Raw genomic sequence first — 14,967 nt, 5'->3', positions numbered from 1 at the left:
ATGCCGGCTGGAGCGGGCTGTTACAGCATCCGCTCCAGTCCCACGGTGGTGCTGAACCACGCATTGAAGCGCCGCCACCAACTCCCCGGCTCCTTGGTCAGCGTGTGCATCTGACCGTTGTCCTCGGTGACCCACACCACTTTTCCGTCCTGCAGTTTCGCTTCGTAGCTGAGCGCTGGCGCCATGCCTTGCAAGGCCAGTTCGCGTACGTGGGCTGCCAGTTCGGGACTGTCCACCAACACCCCGACTTCGGTGTTCCACAGCACCGAGCGCGGGTCGAAATTGAACGAGCCGATGAACGATTTTTTCCCGTCGAAGATCATCGCCTTGCTGTGCAGGCTCGAATCCGAGCCACGATAGGACTTGCTGTAAAACAGGTGCGGGCCGCTGCCATAGTTATCCCCAGGCTGGCGCCGCAGCTCAAACAGCTTCACGCCATGTTCCAGCAGCGCCTTGCGGTACGGCGCATAACCACCGTGCACCGCCGGCACGTCAGTGGCTTCCAGCGAGTTGGTCAGCAAGCTCACCGACACGCCGGCATCAGCGCGACCGGTCAAGTAGACCAGTCCCGGCTGTCCCGGCACGAAGTAGGCAGAAATCATCACCAGTTCTTTGCTGACACCCGTGAGCTCCGGTGCCAGTTGGGTCGTCAGCAGCAATTGCGGTTCGGGTTCGCCCTTGGCCAGTACCTTGCTCGGCGCATCCCACAGCGCCTGGTTCCAGGCCCAGATCAGCTCTTTGCGCCAGATATCCATGCGCGGGTCGGTGCGGTAGGTCATCAACTGCTGATACAGCGCGTGATTCTGTTTGCGGGTTTCTTCGAGGGATTCTTCCAGGCGTGTGCGGGTGTTCTGCAGGTCTTTGGCCGAGGGTTTGCTGGAGAGGAATTCGTCGATCGGCTTGCTCAGGGCACTGTTCCAGTACTGGTCGAAACTGTGCCCGAGCTGTTCGGCGACCGGCCCGACACTCAGCATGTCGATATCGGTGAAATTCAGGTTGGGCTCGGCATCGAAGTATTCGTCACCCAGATTGCGCCCGCCAACGATGGCCGCGCTATTGTCCGCCAGCCACAACTTGTTGTGCATCCGCCGGTGTTGCAGCGACAGGTTGAACAGCCGCCCGGCCGCCCGGGTCACGCCGGTGCTGCGCCCCAGGTGCAGCGGATTGAACAGGCGAATCTGGATCTGCGGATGTGCCGCCAGGGTGGCGATGATCAGGTCGAGGCCGTCGCTGGTGGTGTCGTCCAGCAGGATCCGCACCCGCAAGCCACGATCGGCGGCCTTCAACACTTCCTCCACCAGCATTCGCGTACTGATGCCGTCATGGACGATGTAGTACTGCAAGTCGAGGCTGCGTTGTGCGTTGCGGATCAGCTCGGCGCGAGCGGTAAAGGCTTCGGTGCTGTTGGACAGCAGGCGAAAGCCGGACTGGCCCTTGTAGGGCGCCGCCTGGGCCTGGATCGAACGGCCGAACGCGGAGTCGGCCGCCGGCAACGCCTGGCTCGGTTCGCGCGGTACGTCGATAGACGCACAACCGCCAAGGAACGTGGAGAGTACCAGCAGAGCGAGTAGGGGATGTCTGAAGCTCACGTGGGATCGTTCCGGTTGGCGGCAGGGTTGGGCATATGGACGCTGTTTGCTCGTGAAAAGTCAGTCGGCTTCGGCCAGCAGTCTGATCGCTGCCGCACCGACCTTGCGCACTGCCTCTTCGATCAAAGCTGTCGGTTTGGCAGCGTAGTTCATGCGCAGGCAATTGCGGTACTTGCCCGAGGCGGAAAAGATGCTGCCGACGGCAATCTGTACGCCCTGATCGTGCAGCGCACGATTCAGTTTCAGCGTATCGAAACCTTCCGGCAGTTCGACCCAGAGCATGAAGCTGCCTTGCGGACGGCTCGCGCGGGTACCGGCCGGGAAGTAACGCGTCACCCAGTCGATCATCACGTCGCGATTGCGCTGGTATTGCGTGCGCATCCGCCGCAAATGCGGTTCGAAGTGCCCGGCCTTGAGAAATTCGGCGATGGCGATCTGCGGCTGGGGCGCGGTGGAGCCGGTGCTGATGTATTTCATGTGCAGCACGCGTTCGAGGTAGCGACCGGGCGCGACCCAGCCGATGCGCAATCCCGGCGCGAGCGTCTTGGAAAATGAACTGCAAAGTAAGACTCGGCCATCTTCGTCGAAGGATTTGATCGTGCGCGGACGCGGATAGGTGTAGGCCAGTTCGCCATACACATCGTCCTCGATGATCGCCACGTCGAAGCGCTGGGCCAGGTTGAGCAGGGCACGTTTGCGCGACTCCGGCATGATGTAGCCGAGCGGGTTGTTGCAGTTGGGCGTGAGCTGGATGACCTTGATCGGCCATTGCTCCAGCGCCAGTTCCAGCGCTTCGAGGCTGATGCCGGTGAGCGGGTCGGTGGGGATTTCCAGGGCTTTCATGCCCAGCCCTTTGAGGGTCTGCATGGCGCCGTGGAAGCTCGGCGAATCCACCGCGACGATGTCACCGGGCTCGCAGATTGCGTGGATGCTGGTAGACAGCGCTTCATGGCAACCGGTGGTGACCACCAGATCGCTGGCGCTCAACTGGCAGCCGGAATCGAGCATCAGCCGGGCGATCTGTTCGCGCAGTTCGAGGGTGCCGTGGATGTTGTCGTAATACAGACCGGGCATGTCCTGACGGCGACTGATACGGGCCAGTCCGCGCAGCAGCGGCTTCATCGTCGGCGACGAGATGTCCGGCATGCCGCGACCGAGTTGCACCACGTCCTTGCGCGGCACCGCGCGAATCAGTTCCAGCACCTGATCCCACTGGGAAATCTCCACCGGCCGTTGCGCGGGGCGCCCGACTGCCGGCAGTTCGGGCAACTCACGCCCGACCGGCACGAAGTACCCGGATTTGGGTTTCGGCGTGGCCAGGCCGCTGTCTTCCAGCATCCGATAGGCCTGCTGCACCGTGCTCAGGCTGACTCCGTGTTCTACGCTCAAGGCGCGCACCGAGGGCAGGCGATCACCAGGACGGTAGAAGCCTTGTTCGATGCGGGTGCCGAGCAGTTCGGCGAGATTCACATAGAGAGTCATGGCACTGCCTCGATGCAGATGATTCGTTAAACCAGTACAGATGCGGCGTAAATCGACAATTCAGTCTCAGGAACAGCAAATCTGTATGGAAATAATACAGATGTGTTGAATCTGTAATGCTTTTGCTCGCCCGCGCATCATGGAATCTCTGGCTACCCAAGTAAACAGGAGCAATGAAAATGAACGGTTTGAGCGATGTGCGGCTGACGTTACACAGTCAGGAACTGGAGGCAGGGCAACAGGACAACGCGCGCAACGAGATCATGCGCAATGCGCCGTCCGGCCTGAGTCGCTGGGGCCTGTTCTGGCATCGTCTGCACACGCGCAAGGCGTTGTTGCGCCTGACGCCGGAACAGCTCAAGGACATCGGGCTGACCCGCGAGCAGGCGCTGGAGGAAGGGTTGAAGCCGTTCTGGCGGATTTAGAGGGATCGTTCCCACGCTCTGCGTGGGAACGATCTCAGACCAACTCTTTAAGCCGGTGCCACAGCATCCCCAACGCCAGCAGCGGCGAGCGCAGATGCTTGCCGCCGGGGAAGGTGATGTGTGGCACTTTGGCGAACAGGTCGAAGCCACCGCTGTGCTGGCCGCTGATAGCCTCGGCCAGCAGCTTGCCCGCCAGGTGCGTGGCATTCACGCCGTGACCAGAATAAGCCTGGGCGTAATACACATTCGGCTGATTCGCGAGCCGGCCAATCTGCGGCAGACGGTTGGCACCGATGCCGATCATCCCGCCCCACTGATAATCGATCTTCGCCGAGGCGAGCTGCGGGAACACCTCCAGCATCTTGGGCCGCATGTAGGCGCCGATGTCCTTTGGATCACGCCCCGAGTAATGGCAGGCGCCGCCGAACAACAGACGACGATCCGCCGAGAGCCGGTAGTAATCAAGCGCTACACGCTGGTCGCAGACCGCCATGTTCTGCGGCAGCAGGGCGTGGGCCTGTTCTTCGCTCAGGGGTTCAGTGGCGATGATGTAGCTGCCGGCTGGCAGCACCTTGCCGCTGAGTTGCGGATTCAGATTGTTGAGGTACGCGTTACAGCCCAGCACGAGCGTCTTCGCCCGTACCGAGCCTTGCGCCGTGTGCACCCTTACTTCGGGGCCATAGTCGATGCGGGTGACCGCCGATTGTTCGAACAGTTTGACGCCCAGTTGTTGCGCCGCTGCGGCTTCTCCGAGTGCCAGGTTCAGCGGGTGCAGATGCCCGGAACCCATGTCGATCAAACCGCCGACGTAGCGGTTGGAGCCGACTACGGTGTGCATCTCGTTCGCTTGCAGAAGGCGGGTTTCGTAGCGGTAACCGAGGCTGCGCAGCTCTTCGGCGTCTTCGGCAAAGCCTTCCAGATCGGAAGGTTTGTTGGCGAGGTCGCAGTAACCCCAGGTCAGGTCGCAGGGAATCTGAAATTTTTCGACGCGCTGGCGGACGATTTCCACCGCTTCCAGGCCCATGAGTTTCATCTGACGCACGCCGTCGGCGCCGATCACGTTGGCGAACTGATCGAGGCCGTGACCGACCCCGCGAATCAGCTGCCCGCCGTTGCGACCGCTGGCGCCCCAGCCGATCCGGTGCGCCTCCAGAAGCACCACGCTCAAACCCCGTTCAGCCAGTTCCAAAGCGGTGCTCAGCCCGGAGAAACCGCCGCCGACCACGCACACGTCCGCAATCAGTTCACCTTGCAGCACCGGATGGTCGGGTTGCGGCAGGCTGCTGGCGGCGTAATAAGAGGCAACGTGGGGTTGGCTCGCGGTGGCTTGGGCGCGGGCATTCATGGGCGTCATCCTGAGCGGGTGTCGAGAAAATTTGACGGAGCATAAGCCGCAGGCCCGAGGCCGGGCAACATTGGTCGGCCCGTGGTGTCTGGATCACGGCTTTTGCGGCACAATTGCCGCCTATTTCGCTCCGGTTACCGCTGCAATGAGCTGCAAAAGTCAGAAAATCCGCACCCTGCGTCAGCAGATTCCCACGTTCGAATGCGTGCCGGGCTGCCATGACTGTTGCGGGCCGGTGACCACCTCGCCCGAGGAAATGTCCCGCCTGCCGCGCAAGACCCGCGCCGAGCAGGACGCAGCGATGGAAGAGCTCAACTGTGTGCACTTGGGACCGAATGGCTGCACGGTGTATGACGAACGGCCGCTGATCTGCCGGTTGTTCGGCACCACCCAGACCTTGCCGTGCCCCAACGGCCGGCGACCGGTGGAACTGATTCATCCACGGGTCGAGAAGCAGGTGTTCGAGTACATGGCCGAAAACCGGCAGGTGCTGGTCTGACTCTGATCGTTCCCACGCTCTGCGTGGGAATGCAGCCCGGGACGCTCCGCGTCCCTTCCAAAGCCGAACGCGGAGCGTGGGAACGATCCAGTGGGCAGGTACTGGTCTGAGCGATCAGTCCGGAATCGGCAGGCTCAGGCTCTCTTTCACTTCTTCCATCACGATGTAGCTCTTGGATTCACGCACGTGCGGCAGCTTGAGCAGGATGTCGCCCAGCAGCTTGCGGTACGAGGCCATCTCGGAAATCCGCGCCTTCACCAGATAGTCGAAATCCCCTGACACCAGATGGCATTCCAGCACGTGGGGCAATTTCAGCACCGCACGTCGGAACTCTTCGAAAGTATCGCCGGATTTGTAGTCGAGGCTGATCTCGACGAACACCAGGAGACTACCCTTCAAGTGCTGCGGATTCAGGCGGGCGTTGTAGCCCATGATGATCCCCTCGCGCTCCAGGCGCCGCACCCGCTCCGTGCAAGGCGTGGTGGAGAGCCCGACCTTCTCGCCCAGCTCGGTGAATGAAATCCGCCCGTCCGCCTGCAGGATCCGCAAGATGTTGCGGTCGATCTTGTCCAGCTCACGTTTGGTCTGAGTGTTGGTACGCATAGGGGATGCGCCTCCGTGAAAAGGGTTTTTGCCGAGAATTGTCGCCAAATATAGGCGCTTATACAGTGAAAAGCACTGGCAAATCTTTTTTACACTGCGCGCATCATTGCTCTAACAACAGACGTACGCGGCACGCCGCGATGAGGGATACAAAATGCGCGTTATGGTCTTGGGTAGCGGCGTCATCGGTACCGCCAGTGCTTACTATCTGGCCCGTGCCGGGTTTGAAGTGGTGGTGGTCGACCGGCAGCCCGCCGCGGCCATGGAGACCAGTTTCGCCAACGCCGGCCAGGTCTCGCCGGGCTACGCCTCGCCGTGGGCCGCGCCGGGCGTACCCCTCAAAGCCATCAAGTGGCTGCTGCAACGCCACGCACCGCTGGCGATCAAGGCCACCGCCGACATCGACCAGTACCTGTGGATGGCGCAGATGCTGCGCAACTGCACTGCCAACCGTTACGCGGTGAACAAGGAGCGCATGGTGCGTCTGTCCGAGTACAGCCGCGACTGCCTCGACGAATTGCGCGCCGAAACCGGCATCGCCTACGAAGGCCGCAGCCTCGGTACGACCCAGTTGTTCCGCACCCAGGCGCAACTGGATAACGCCGCCAAGGACATCGCTGTATTGAAAGAGTCCGGCGTACCGTTCGAAGTGCTCGATCGTGCCGGCATTGCCCGCGTCGAACCGGCTCTGGCCGGTGTCACCGACATCCTCGCCGGTGCCCTGCGCCTGCCGAACGACCAGACCGGCGACTGCCAGATCTTCACCACCCGCCTGGCCGAAATGGCCACCAAGCTCGGTGTGGAGTTCCGTTTCGGCCAGGACATCCAGCGGCTCGACTTCGCCGGTGACCGCATCAACGGCGTGTGGATCGACGGCAAGCTGGAAACCGCTGACCGCTACGTGCTGGCCCTCGGCAGCTACTCGCCGCAACTGCTCAAGCCGCTGGGCATCAAGGCCCCGGTGTATCCGTTGAAGGGCTACTCGCTGACCGTGCCGATCACCAACCCGGCGATGGCCCCGACTTCGACCATTCTCGACGAGACTTACAAAGTCGCGATCACCCGTTTCGATAACCGCATCCGCGTCGGCGGCATGGCGGAGATCGCCGGTTTTGACCTGTCGCTGAACCCGCGTCGGCGCGAAACCCTGGAGATGATCGTCAACGACCTTTATCCTCAGGGCGGCAATCTGGCCGAAGCGAGTTTCTGGACCGGCCTGCGTCCAACCACCCCGGATGGCACGCCGATCGTCGGCGCCACCCCGTTCAAGAACCTCTTCCTGAACACCGGTCACGGCACCCTCGGCTGGACCATGGCGTGCGGCTCCGGTCGCTTGCTGGCTGATTTGATGGCGAAGAAAAAGCCACAGATCAGCGCCGAAGGTCTCGATATTTCCCGTTATGGCAACACCACCCAGGAGTCCGCAAAGCATGGCAATCCAGCGCCAGCTCACCAATGAGCGCATGAGTCAGATCGTCAGCCACAACGGTACGGTGTATCTGTCCGGGCAGGTCGGCGATGACTTCAACGCCGGTGTCGAACAGCAGACCCGCGACGTACTCGCCAATATCGAGCGCCTGCTCGATCTGGCCGGCACCGACAAACAGCACCTGCTGTCGGCGACGATCTACCTGAACGACATCGAGGCGCACTTTGCCGGCATGAATTCGGTGTGGGATCAGTGGCTGCCCAAAGGCGCCGCCCCGGCCCGTGCCACGGTTGAAGCGAAAATGGCCAAGCCGAGCATCCTGGTCGAAATCTCCATCGTCGCCGCGTTGCCGTAACCCGTTGTAAAGATCCCTCTCCCGGTGCTGTTGGCGGTTCACGCCGTCAGCCAGCGCCGGTTTTTATTCCCATGACCGCCAAGAAGTCTGCTGCCATGCGTCCTGCCCGTGCCCTGATCGACCTTCAAGCCCTGCGTCACAACTACCGTATCGCCCGTGAAGTCACCGGTGCCAAGGCACTGGCGGTGATCAAGGCCGATGCCTACGGCCATGGCGCAGTGCGTTGCGCCCAGGCGCTGGAGGCTGAAGCGGACGGCTTCGCGGTGGCGTGTATCGAAGAAGCCCTGGAACTGCGTGCCGCCGGGATTCGCGCGCCGGTGCTGTTGCTCGAAGGCTTTTTCGAGGCCGATGAGCTGGCGCTGATCGTCGAGCACGACTTCTGGTGCGTGGTGCATTCGCTGTGGCAGCTCGAAGCGATCGAGCAGGCGACGTTGAGCAAACCGATCACCGTGTGGCTGAAGCTCGATTCGGGCATGCACCGGGTCGGCCTGCATCCGAAGGATTACCCGGCGGCTTATCAGCGTCTGCTGGCCAGCGGCAACGTAGCGAAAGTCGTGCTGATGAGCCACTTCGCCCGGGCCGATGAGCTGCACGAGCAGAGCAGCGCCGAGCAGGTTGCCGTGTTCGAGGCCGCGCGTCAGGGCCTGGCCGCTGAAGTCAGCCTGCGCAATTCGCCGGCGGTGCTGGGCTGGCCACAGATTCACAGCGACTGGGTGCGTCCGGGCATCATGCTCTACGGCGCCACTCCGTTCGAAGAAGCCAACGTCGTGGCCGAGCGCCTGCAACCGGTGATGACCCTGGAATCGAAAGTCATCAGCGTGCGCGAGCTGCCGGCCGGCGAACCGGTGGGTTACGGTGCGAAATTCATCACCGACAAACCGATGCGCATCGGCGTGGTCGCCATGGGTTACGCCGACGGTTATCCGCGTCAGGCGCCGACCGGCACTCCGGTGCTGGTGGCCGGCCAGCGCAGCCGCATTCTTGGCCGGGTGTCGATGGACATGCTGTGCATCGACCTGACCGACGTGCCGCAAGCCGGCCTCGGATCGACTGTCGAGTTGTGGGGCAAGAACATCCTCGCCAGCGACGTGGCGAAGTGGGCGGACACCATTCCGTACCAGATCTTCTGCAACCTGCGCCGGGTGCCAAGGCTCTATTCCGAGGGTTGAAGCGCTAGCGGGGCCCAAGTGTTGTAAATACTGAACGCTGTCGCCATGATAACGCTCAATATTTCTACAACATCAGGAGGCTCCAGCCTTGGACGTCGGTGAACGACTGCAATCGATCCGCAAGCTCAAAGGGCTTTCCCAGCGTGAACTCGCCAAGCGCGCGGGCGTCACCAACAGCACCATTTCGATGATCGAAAAGAACAGCGTCAGCCCTTCGATCAGTTCGCTGAGGAAAGTTCTTGGCGGGATTCCCATGTCCATGGTCGAGTTCTTTTCCGAAGAGATCCTGCAGGAAAAACCGACCCAGATCGTCTACAAGGCCAACGAGCTGATCGACATTTCCGACGGCGCCGTGACCATGAAACTGGTCGGCCGCGCGCACCCGAGCCGGGCCATCGCGTTCCTCAATGAAATCTACCCGCCGGGCGCGGATACCGGCGAGGAAATGCTCACCCACGAAGGCGAGGAAACCGGAATTCTGGTGGAAGGGCGCCTGGAGCTGGTGGTGGGCCTTGAAACTTTTATCCTCGAAGCCGGCGACAGCTACTACTTTGAAAGTACCAAGCCGCATCGTTTCCGTAATCCGTTCGATGCACCGGCGCGACTAATCAGCGCAGCCACGCCGGCGAATTTTTAAACAAAGAGGCGCCAGGCCATACCGGCGAGGCACCCGAAACGTTTTTCCACAGCGCGATATAACCCCTTCGACTTTGGGGTTGTTTCAGTGAAGCGGGCTAACCGCTATACTTGCGCCCGCCTGCGAACCGTGGCCGCAGGCGTGAATAGCCACCATTGAGGGTGAACGCGTGAACCTAATTATGAAAATGCTGGCTGCACCAGCAACCGTACTGGCCCTCTGGGCTGTCAGCGCTCAAGCTGCGACGAATGACGACATTGCCAAACGCCTTGAGCCGGTCGGCCAGGTGTGTGTTCAAGGGCAAGAGTGCAAGGGGATGGAAGTCGCTGCTTCGGCAGGCGGCGGTGGCGGCGCCAAGACGCCGGACGAAGTGATTGCCAAACATTGCAACGCTTGCCACGGCTCCGGCCTGTTGGGCGCGCCGAAAATCGGTGACACCGCAGCCTGGAAAGAGCGCGCCGATCACCAGGGCGGCCTCGACGGCATCCTGGCCAAGGCCATCACCGGCATCAACGCCATGCCGCCGAAAGGCACCTGCGCCGATTGCTCGGACGACGAGCTGAAGGGCGCGATCCAGAAGATGTCCGGCCTGAAATAAGCCGCGCTTCTGACGAAAAAAACCGTCTTCGGACGGTTTTTTTGTGCCCGCGATTCGGGCCTGAGGCTGTTCTTTGCAGCAAACAACCGGCAATCTCGGTCGTACCTCTATTCACGGAACGGGCAGGAGGCTTCAGATGGTGCAGTTGTGTTCGATCGAACAGGCAGTGGACGACGTGCTGGCGCGGTTGCCGGCGCACATCCACATGGGCCTGCCGCTGGGGCTGGGCAAACCCAATCCCTTCGTCAACGCGCTGTACCGGCGTATTGCCGGATTGCCCGAACGGCAACTGACGATTTACACCGCCTTGTGCCTCGGCCGTCCGGCCTTGGGCGATGGTTTGCAGAAGCGCTTCATCGAACCCTTCGTCGAGCGGGTGTTCGGTGATTACCCGGAACTGGAATTTTTCGCCGACCTGCACCGTGACAGCCTGCCGTCCAACATCCGCATCGAGCAATTCTTCATGCAGCCCGGCAGTCTGCTCAACAGCGCGCCGGCCCAGCAGGATTATGTCAGCAGCAATTACAGCCACGCCGCCCGTGATATCAACGCCGCCGGCCTGAACCTGGTGGCGCAGTTGCTCGCCAGCAGCAGCGAACACCCGGATCGTCTGAGCCTGAGCTGCAACCCGGACATCACCCTCGACCTGTTCCCGATGATCGCCAAACGCCGGGCAGCGGGGGAAACGATCCTGCTGGTCGGCCAGGTGCACAGCGAGTTGCCGTACATGCCGGGTGACGCCGAAGTCGACATCGATACCTTCGACCTGCTGATCGACGAGAAAGACAGCAGCACGCTGTTTTCCACGCCGAACATGCCCGTCGGGTTTCAGGATCACTTCATCGGGTTGCACGCCAGTACGTTGATACGCGATGGCGGTACCTTGCAGATCGGCATCGGCTCTATGGGCGATGCGTTGACCGCTGCATTGCTGGCGCGTCAGGCCGACAACGCCGGATACCAAGACTTGCTGGCCGATGTGAACCTCAGCCAGTGGGCGCAGTTGATCGAACGCGAGGGCGGCATCGAGCCGTTCGCCAAAGGCCTTTACGGTTGCAGCGAAATGTTCGTCAACGGTCTGCTGGTGCTGGCCGAGGCCGGGATCATCCGGCGCAAGGTTTACCCGGATGTACAGACTCAGGAGCAGGCCAACGCCGGAATCCTCGACGAAGCGGCGCAAACCGACGGCCTGTCGATCCACGGCGGTTTCTTCCTCGGGCCGCGCAGTTTCTATGAACGCTTGCGTGAGTTGCCGCTGAGCAAACGGCTTGAATTCAACATGACCCGCATCAGCTACATCAACGAGCTGTACGGTCAGGAAGAACTCAAACGTCTGCAGCGTCTGGATGCGCGGTTCATCAACACCGTGTTCACCATGACCCTGCTGGGTGCCGGGGTGGCGGATCAACTGGAAGACGGGCGGGTACTCAGCGGCGTCGGCGGGCAATACAACTTCGTTGCCCAGGGGCATGCGTTGCACGATGCGCGCTCCATCCTGCTGCTGCGCAGCTGGCGCGAATCCGGTGGCGATGTCAGCTCGAACATTGTCTGGGAATACGGCCATTGCACGATTCCACGGCACCTGCGCGATATCGTGGTCACCGAGTACGGCATCGCCGATCTGCGCGGCAAGTCGGATGCGGTGGTGATCGAGGCGTTGCTCAATATCAGCGATTCACGCTTCCAGCAGGGCCTGATCGAGCAGGCGCAGAAGGTCGGCAAGCTGCCGAAGGATTTCCGTCTCGATCCTCGTTTTGCCGACAACACCCCGCAACGCTTGCAGGCGATTGCCGCGCGGCATCCGAACCTGTTTCCGGAGTATCCGCTGGGCTGCGACTTCACTGAGGTCGAGAAGGATCTGTTGCGGGCGCTGAACTGGCTCAAGAGCAAATTCAAGCTGACCGAGATTCTGGAGCTGGGCAAGGCGGCGCTGGATGCGCCTGAGGCTTCGCTGTATCCGGAGCATCTGGCGCGCATGCAGCTCACTGATCCGGAAGGTCTGAAGGAAGACCTGTTTCAGCGGTTGTTGCTAACGGGCCTGAAGGCCACCGCGCAATAACAAACAACAAAAAACCTGTGGGAGCGGGCTTGCCCGCGATGGCGGTTTATCACTCAACTAGGATGTTGAAGGATATGGCCCCATCGCTGGCAAGCCAGCTCCCACAGGTATTGCAGTGTGTTTGCGCCTATCAGCGATTACTCGATGAAAGTCACCACGCCATCCTTCAGCGACTTCACGCGAGCCAGCGACTCGACGCGGTAACCCTGCGAATCCAGTTCCGCACGGCCGCCCTGGAACGACTTCTCGATCACGATGCCCAGGCCCGCGACGGTGGCGCCGGCCTGCTTGATGATCGAGATCAGCGCCTGGGACGCCTTACCGTTGGCCAGGAAGTCGTCGATGATCAGCACGCGGTCGCTGCTGGTCAGGTGACGCGGGGAGATGGCCACGGTGCTTTCGGTCTTCTTGGTGAACGAGTAAACGGTGGCCGACAGCAGGTTTTCAGTCAGGGTCAGGGACTGTTGCTTGCGGGCGAAGATCACCGGCACGCCGAGGTTCAGGCCGGTCATGATCGCCGGGGCGATGCCAGAGGCTTCGATGGTGACGATCTTGGTGATGCCCGAATCCTTGAACAGCGTGGCGAATTCGTCGCCGATCAGCTTCATCAGGGCCGGGTCGATCTGGTGGTTCAGGAAGGCGTCGACCTTCAGGACCTGGTCGGAAAGCACAATGCCTTGTTCGCGGATTTTCTGGTGCAATGCTTCCATGAAGCTGTCCTCATTTGACGCTTTGTGCGTCGAAGGTCTAGTAAAAAGTGGTCAATTCTAGCGCTTTAACATCGCGCGTATATCAGCCAATGCGCTGTTGCCCCGCACGGCTTTGACTTCGGTCGGTGTGTCGTCGTTGCCTTCCCAGGCCAGGTCGTCCGGCGGCAGCTCATCGAGGAAGCGGCTTGGCGCGCAGTCGATGATCTCGCCGTACTGTTTGCGCTTGGCGGCGAAAGTAAACGCGAGGGTCTGGCGCGCGCGGGTGATGCCCACGTAAGCCAGGCGGCGTTCTTCTTCGATGGTGTCGGCTTCGATGCTGGAGCGGTGCGGGAGGATTTCCTCTTCCATGCCCATGATGAACACGTAAGGGAATTCCAGGCCCTTGGACGCATGCAGGGTCATCATCTGCACGCCTTCGGCGCCGTCTTCCTCTTCCTGCTGACGTTCCAGCATGTCACGCAGGACGAGTTTGCCGATGGCGTCCTCGACGGTCATTTCGCCGTCTTCGTCTTTTTCCAGGGTGTTCTTCAAGGCTTCGATCAGGAACCAGACGTTGCTCATCCGGTAGTCCGCAGCCTTGTCGCTGGAACTGTTGGTGCGCAGCCAGTTCTCGTAGTCGATGTCCATGACCATGCTGCGCAGGGCGGAGATCGGGTCTTCGCCGGCGCATTGCTCGCGCACCTTGTCCATGAAGCGCTTGAAGCGCGACAGGCGATCAGTGAAGCGGCTGTCCAGATGCTCGCCCAGGCCGAGTTCGTCGGTGGCGGCGTACATCGAGATCTTGCGTTCGGTGGCGTAGTTGCCGAGTTTTTCCAGGGTCGTCGAGCCGATTTCACGGCGCGGCACGTTGATCACCCGCAGGAAGGCGTTGTCGTCGTCCGGGTTCACGATCAGGCGGAAGTAGGCCATCAGGTCTTTCACTTCCTGACGCCCGAAGAAGCTGTTGCCGCCGCTCAAACGGTATGGCACTTGATGGTGCTGCAGTTTCAGCTCGATCAGCTTGGCCTGGTAGTTGCCGCGATAGAGGATCGCGAAATCGCTGTACGGGCGGTCGGTGCGCAAGTGCAGGCTGAGGATTTCCATGGCCACGCGCTCGGCTTCGGCGTCCTCGTTGCGGCAGCGGATCACGCGGATCTCGTCGCCGTGGCCCATTTCACTCCACAGCTGCTTTTCGAATTCGTGCGGGTTGTTCGAGATCAGCACGTTGGCGCAGCGCAGGATGCGGCTGGTGGAGCGGTAGTTCTGCTCCAGCATCACCACTTTCAGGGACGGGTAGTCGTCCTTGAGCAGCATCAGGTTTTCCGGCCGCGCGCCACGCCAGGCGTAGATCGACTGGTCGTCGTCGCCCACCACGGTGAACTGGTTACGCTTGCCGATGAGCATTTTCACCAGCAAATACTGGCTGGCGTTGGTGTCCTGGTATTCGTCGACCAGCAGGTAACGCACCTTGTTCTGCCACTTTTCGAGGATGTCGGCGTGCTCTTCGAAGAGTTTAACCGGCAGCAGGATCAGGTCGTCGAAGTCCACCGCGTTGAACGCCTTGAGCGTGCGCTGATAGTGGGTGTAGACGATGGCGGCGGTCTGTTCCTTGGGGTTACGGGCGTTTTCCAGGGCCTCGGCCGGCAGGATCAGATCGTTTTTCCAGGCGCCGATCATGTTCTTGATCTCGTCGACGCCGTCGTCGCCTGCATATTCCTTCTGCATGATGTCAGTCATCAGCGACTTGACGTCGGTTTCATCGAAGATCGAGAAACCGGGTTTGTAGCCCAGCCGTTCATGTTCCTTGCGGATGATGTTCAGGCCCAGGTTATGGAAGGTGCAGACCGTCAGGCCGCGACCTTCGCCTGCACGCAGCAGGGTGCCGACCCGTTCCTTCATCTCGCGCGCGGCCTTGTTGGTGAAGGTCATGGCGACGATGTATTGGGCACGGATGCCGCAGTTCTGGATCAGGTGCGCGATCTTGCGCGTGATCACACTGGTCTTGCCGGAGCCAGCACCGGCGAGCACCAATAGAGGGCCGCCGACGTAGTTCACGGCTTCTTGCTGCCGGGGATTGAGTCGGGACAT

The 14,967-nt window shown here is 61.2% G+C and carries 14 protein-coding genes; 8 read left to right on the top strand and 6 right to left on the bottom strand.

What is annotated here, in order from left to right; genetic code table 11:
• Positions 1-20: 20 nt before the first annotated feature.
• Both ABFB52_RS00070 and ABFB52_RS00065 read right to left on the bottom strand, forming a co-directional pair.
• Positions 21-1,589: a phospholipase D family protein gene (locus ABFB52_RS00070; protein ID WP_085746798.1), complete on the bottom strand. Its 1,569-nt coding sequence runs from the start codon at positions 1,587-1,589 to the stop codon at positions 21-23.
• Positions 1,590-1,649: 60 nt separating this feature from the next.
• Complete coding sequence (locus ABFB52_RS00065) at positions 1,650-3,071, bottom strand: PLP-dependent aminotransferase family protein (protein WP_102685868.1); 1,422 nt, start codon at positions 3,069-3,071, stop codon at positions 1,650-1,652.
• 179 nt (positions 3,072-3,250) lie between these two features.
• Here ABFB52_RS00065 and ABFB52_RS00060 point away from each other — a divergent pair, with 179 nt between their 5' ends.
• Positions 3,251-3,496 carry a DUF1127 domain-containing protein gene (locus ABFB52_RS00060; RefSeq protein ID WP_007954481.1) on the top strand — a complete coding sequence of 82 codons (246 nt, stop codon included), beginning with the start codon at positions 3,251-3,253 and terminating at the stop codon, positions 3,494-3,496.
• Positions 3,497-3,530: 34 nt separating this feature from the next.
• Here the strand turns inward: ABFB52_RS00060 and ABFB52_RS00055 are convergent, their stop codons facing one another.
• Positions 3,531-4,841 carry an FAD-binding oxidoreductase gene (locus tag ABFB52_RS00055; protein ID WP_102717314.1) on the bottom strand — a complete coding sequence of 437 codons (1,311 nt, stop codon included), beginning with the start codon at positions 4,839-4,841 and terminating at the stop codon, positions 3,531-3,533.
• A gap of 145 nt (positions 4,842-4,986) precedes the next feature.
• Between ABFB52_RS00055 and ABFB52_RS00050 the strand changes: the two genes are divergently transcribed.
• Positions 4,987-5,340, top strand: a complete 354-nt coding sequence (locus ABFB52_RS00050; RefSeq protein ID WP_129973031.1) for a YkgJ family cysteine cluster protein — start codon at positions 4,987-4,989, stop codon at positions 5,338-5,340.
• 114 nt (positions 5,341-5,454) lie between these two features.
• Here the strand turns inward: ABFB52_RS00050 and ABFB52_RS00045 are convergent, their stop codons facing one another.
• Positions 5,455-5,943 carry an Lrp/AsnC ligand binding domain-containing protein gene (locus ABFB52_RS00045; RefSeq protein WP_003177284.1) on the bottom strand — a complete coding sequence of 163 codons (489 nt, stop codon included), beginning with the start codon at positions 5,941-5,943 and terminating at the stop codon, positions 5,455-5,457.
• A gap of 154 nt (positions 5,944-6,097) precedes the next feature.
• Here ABFB52_RS00045 and dadA point away from each other — a divergent pair, with 154 nt between their 5' ends.
• From dadA to ABFB52_RS00015, 6 genes are all read left to right on the top strand, one after another.
• Entirely contained in the window at positions 6,098-7,402 is a 1,305-nt protein-coding gene (gene dadA / locus ABFB52_RS00040) for a D-amino acid dehydrogenase (RefSeq protein WP_007954487.1), read from the top strand.
• Positions 7,374-7,727 carry a RidA family protein gene (locus ABFB52_RS00035; protein WP_039765240.1) on the top strand — a complete coding sequence of 118 codons (354 nt, stop codon included), beginning with the start codon at positions 7,374-7,376 and terminating at the stop codon, positions 7,725-7,727. Before dadA ends, ABFB52_RS00035 begins: the two co-directional genes overlap by 29 nt.
• Positions 7,728-7,822: 95 nt before the next feature.
• The gene (gene alr, locus ABFB52_RS00030; RefSeq protein ID WP_129973030.1) at positions 7,823-8,896 is read left to right on the top strand and encodes an alanine racemase; all 1,074 of its coding nucleotides are present in this window, start codon (positions 7,823-7,825) and stop codon (positions 8,894-8,896) included.
• Between the two features lie 88 nt (positions 8,897-8,984).
• The gene (locus ABFB52_RS00025; protein ID WP_003229444.1) at positions 8,985-9,533 is read left to right on the top strand and encodes a cupin domain-containing protein; all 549 of its coding nucleotides are present in this window, start codon (positions 8,985-8,987) and stop codon (positions 9,531-9,533) included.
• 181 nt (positions 9,534-9,714) lie between these two features.
• Complete coding sequence (locus ABFB52_RS00020; protein WP_085746794.1) at positions 9,715-10,131, top strand: c-type cytochrome; 417 nt, start codon at positions 9,715-9,717, stop codon at positions 10,129-10,131.
• A gap of 136 nt (positions 10,132-10,267) precedes the next feature.
• A complete protein-coding gene (locus ABFB52_RS00015) occupies positions 10,268-12,190 on the top strand; it encodes an acetyl-CoA hydrolase/transferase C-terminal domain-containing protein (RefSeq protein ID WP_129973029.1) in 1,923 nt (640 codons plus the stop codon).
• A 137-nt stretch (positions 12,191-12,327) separates the two neighbouring features.
• On the opposite strand, the gene ABFB52_RS00010 is transcribed toward ABFB52_RS00015, so the two are convergent.
• Both ABFB52_RS00010 and rep read right to left on the bottom strand, forming a co-directional pair.
• Complete coding sequence (locus tag ABFB52_RS00010) at positions 12,328-12,900, bottom strand: xanthine phosphoribosyltransferase (protein WP_003229440.1); 573 nt, start codon at positions 12,898-12,900, stop codon at positions 12,328-12,330.
• Positions 12,901-12,957: 57 nt separating this feature from the next.
• Entirely contained in the window at positions 12,958-14,967 is a 2,010-nt protein-coding gene (rep, locus tag ABFB52_RS00005) for a DNA helicase Rep (protein WP_085731399.1), read from the bottom strand.

The organism is Pseudomonas sp. 9.2(2024) (assembly GCF_039695385.1).
Classification (GTDB): domain Bacteria; phylum Pseudomonadota; class Gammaproteobacteria; order Pseudomonadales; family Pseudomonadaceae; genus Aquipseudomonas; species Aquipseudomonas paraglycinae.
This window is presented reverse-complemented; position numbering and strand designations above follow the sequence as displayed.

What these genes read in the sequence shown, in the direction of transcription:
- ABFB52_RS00065 (WP_102685868.1), bottom strand. Translation starts at nt 3,071, where the DNA reads ATGACTCTCTATGTGAATCTCGCCGAACTGCTCGGCACCCGCATCGAA.
- ABFB52_RS00060 (WP_007954481.1), top strand. Translation starts at nt 3,251, where the DNA reads ATGAACGGTTTGAGCGATGTGCGGCTGACGTTACACAGTCAGGAACTG.
- ABFB52_RS00055 (WP_102717314.1), bottom strand. Translation starts at nt 4,841, where the DNA reads ATGAATGCCCGCGCCCAAGCCACCGCGAGCCAACCCCACGTTGCCTCT.
- ABFB52_RS00050 (WP_129973031.1), top strand. Translation starts at nt 4,987, where the DNA reads ATGAGCTGCAAAAGTCAGAAAATCCGCACCCTGCGTCAGCAGATTCCC.
- ABFB52_RS00045 (WP_003177284.1), bottom strand. Translation starts at nt 5,943, where the DNA reads ATGCGTACCAACACTCAGACCAAACGTGAGCTGGACAAGATCGACCGC.
- dadA (WP_007954487.1), top strand. Translation starts at nt 6,098, where the DNA reads ATGCGCGTTATGGTCTTGGGTAGCGGCGTCATCGGTACCGCCAGTGCT.
- ABFB52_RS00035 (WP_039765240.1), top strand. Translation starts at nt 7,374, where the DNA reads ATGGCAATCCAGCGCCAGCTCACCAATGAGCGCATGAGTCAGATCGTC.
- alr (WP_129973030.1), top strand. Translation starts at nt 7,823, where the DNA reads ATGCGTCCTGCCCGTGCCCTGATCGACCTTCAAGCCCTGCGTCACAAC.
- ABFB52_RS00020 (WP_085746794.1), top strand. Translation starts at nt 9,715, where the DNA reads ATGAAAATGCTGGCTGCACCAGCAACCGTACTGGCCCTCTGGGCTGTC.
- ABFB52_RS00015 (WP_129973029.1), top strand. Translation starts at nt 10,268, where the DNA reads ATGGTGCAGTTGTGTTCGATCGAACAGGCAGTGGACGACGTGCTGGCG.
- ABFB52_RS00010 (WP_003229440.1), bottom strand. Translation starts at nt 12,900, where the DNA reads ATGGAAGCATTGCACCAGAAAATCCGCGAACAAGGCATTGTGCTTTCC.
- rep (WP_085731399.1), bottom strand. Translation starts at nt 14,967, where the DNA reads ATGTCCCGACTCAATCCCCGGCAGCAAGAAGCCGTGAACTACGTCGGC.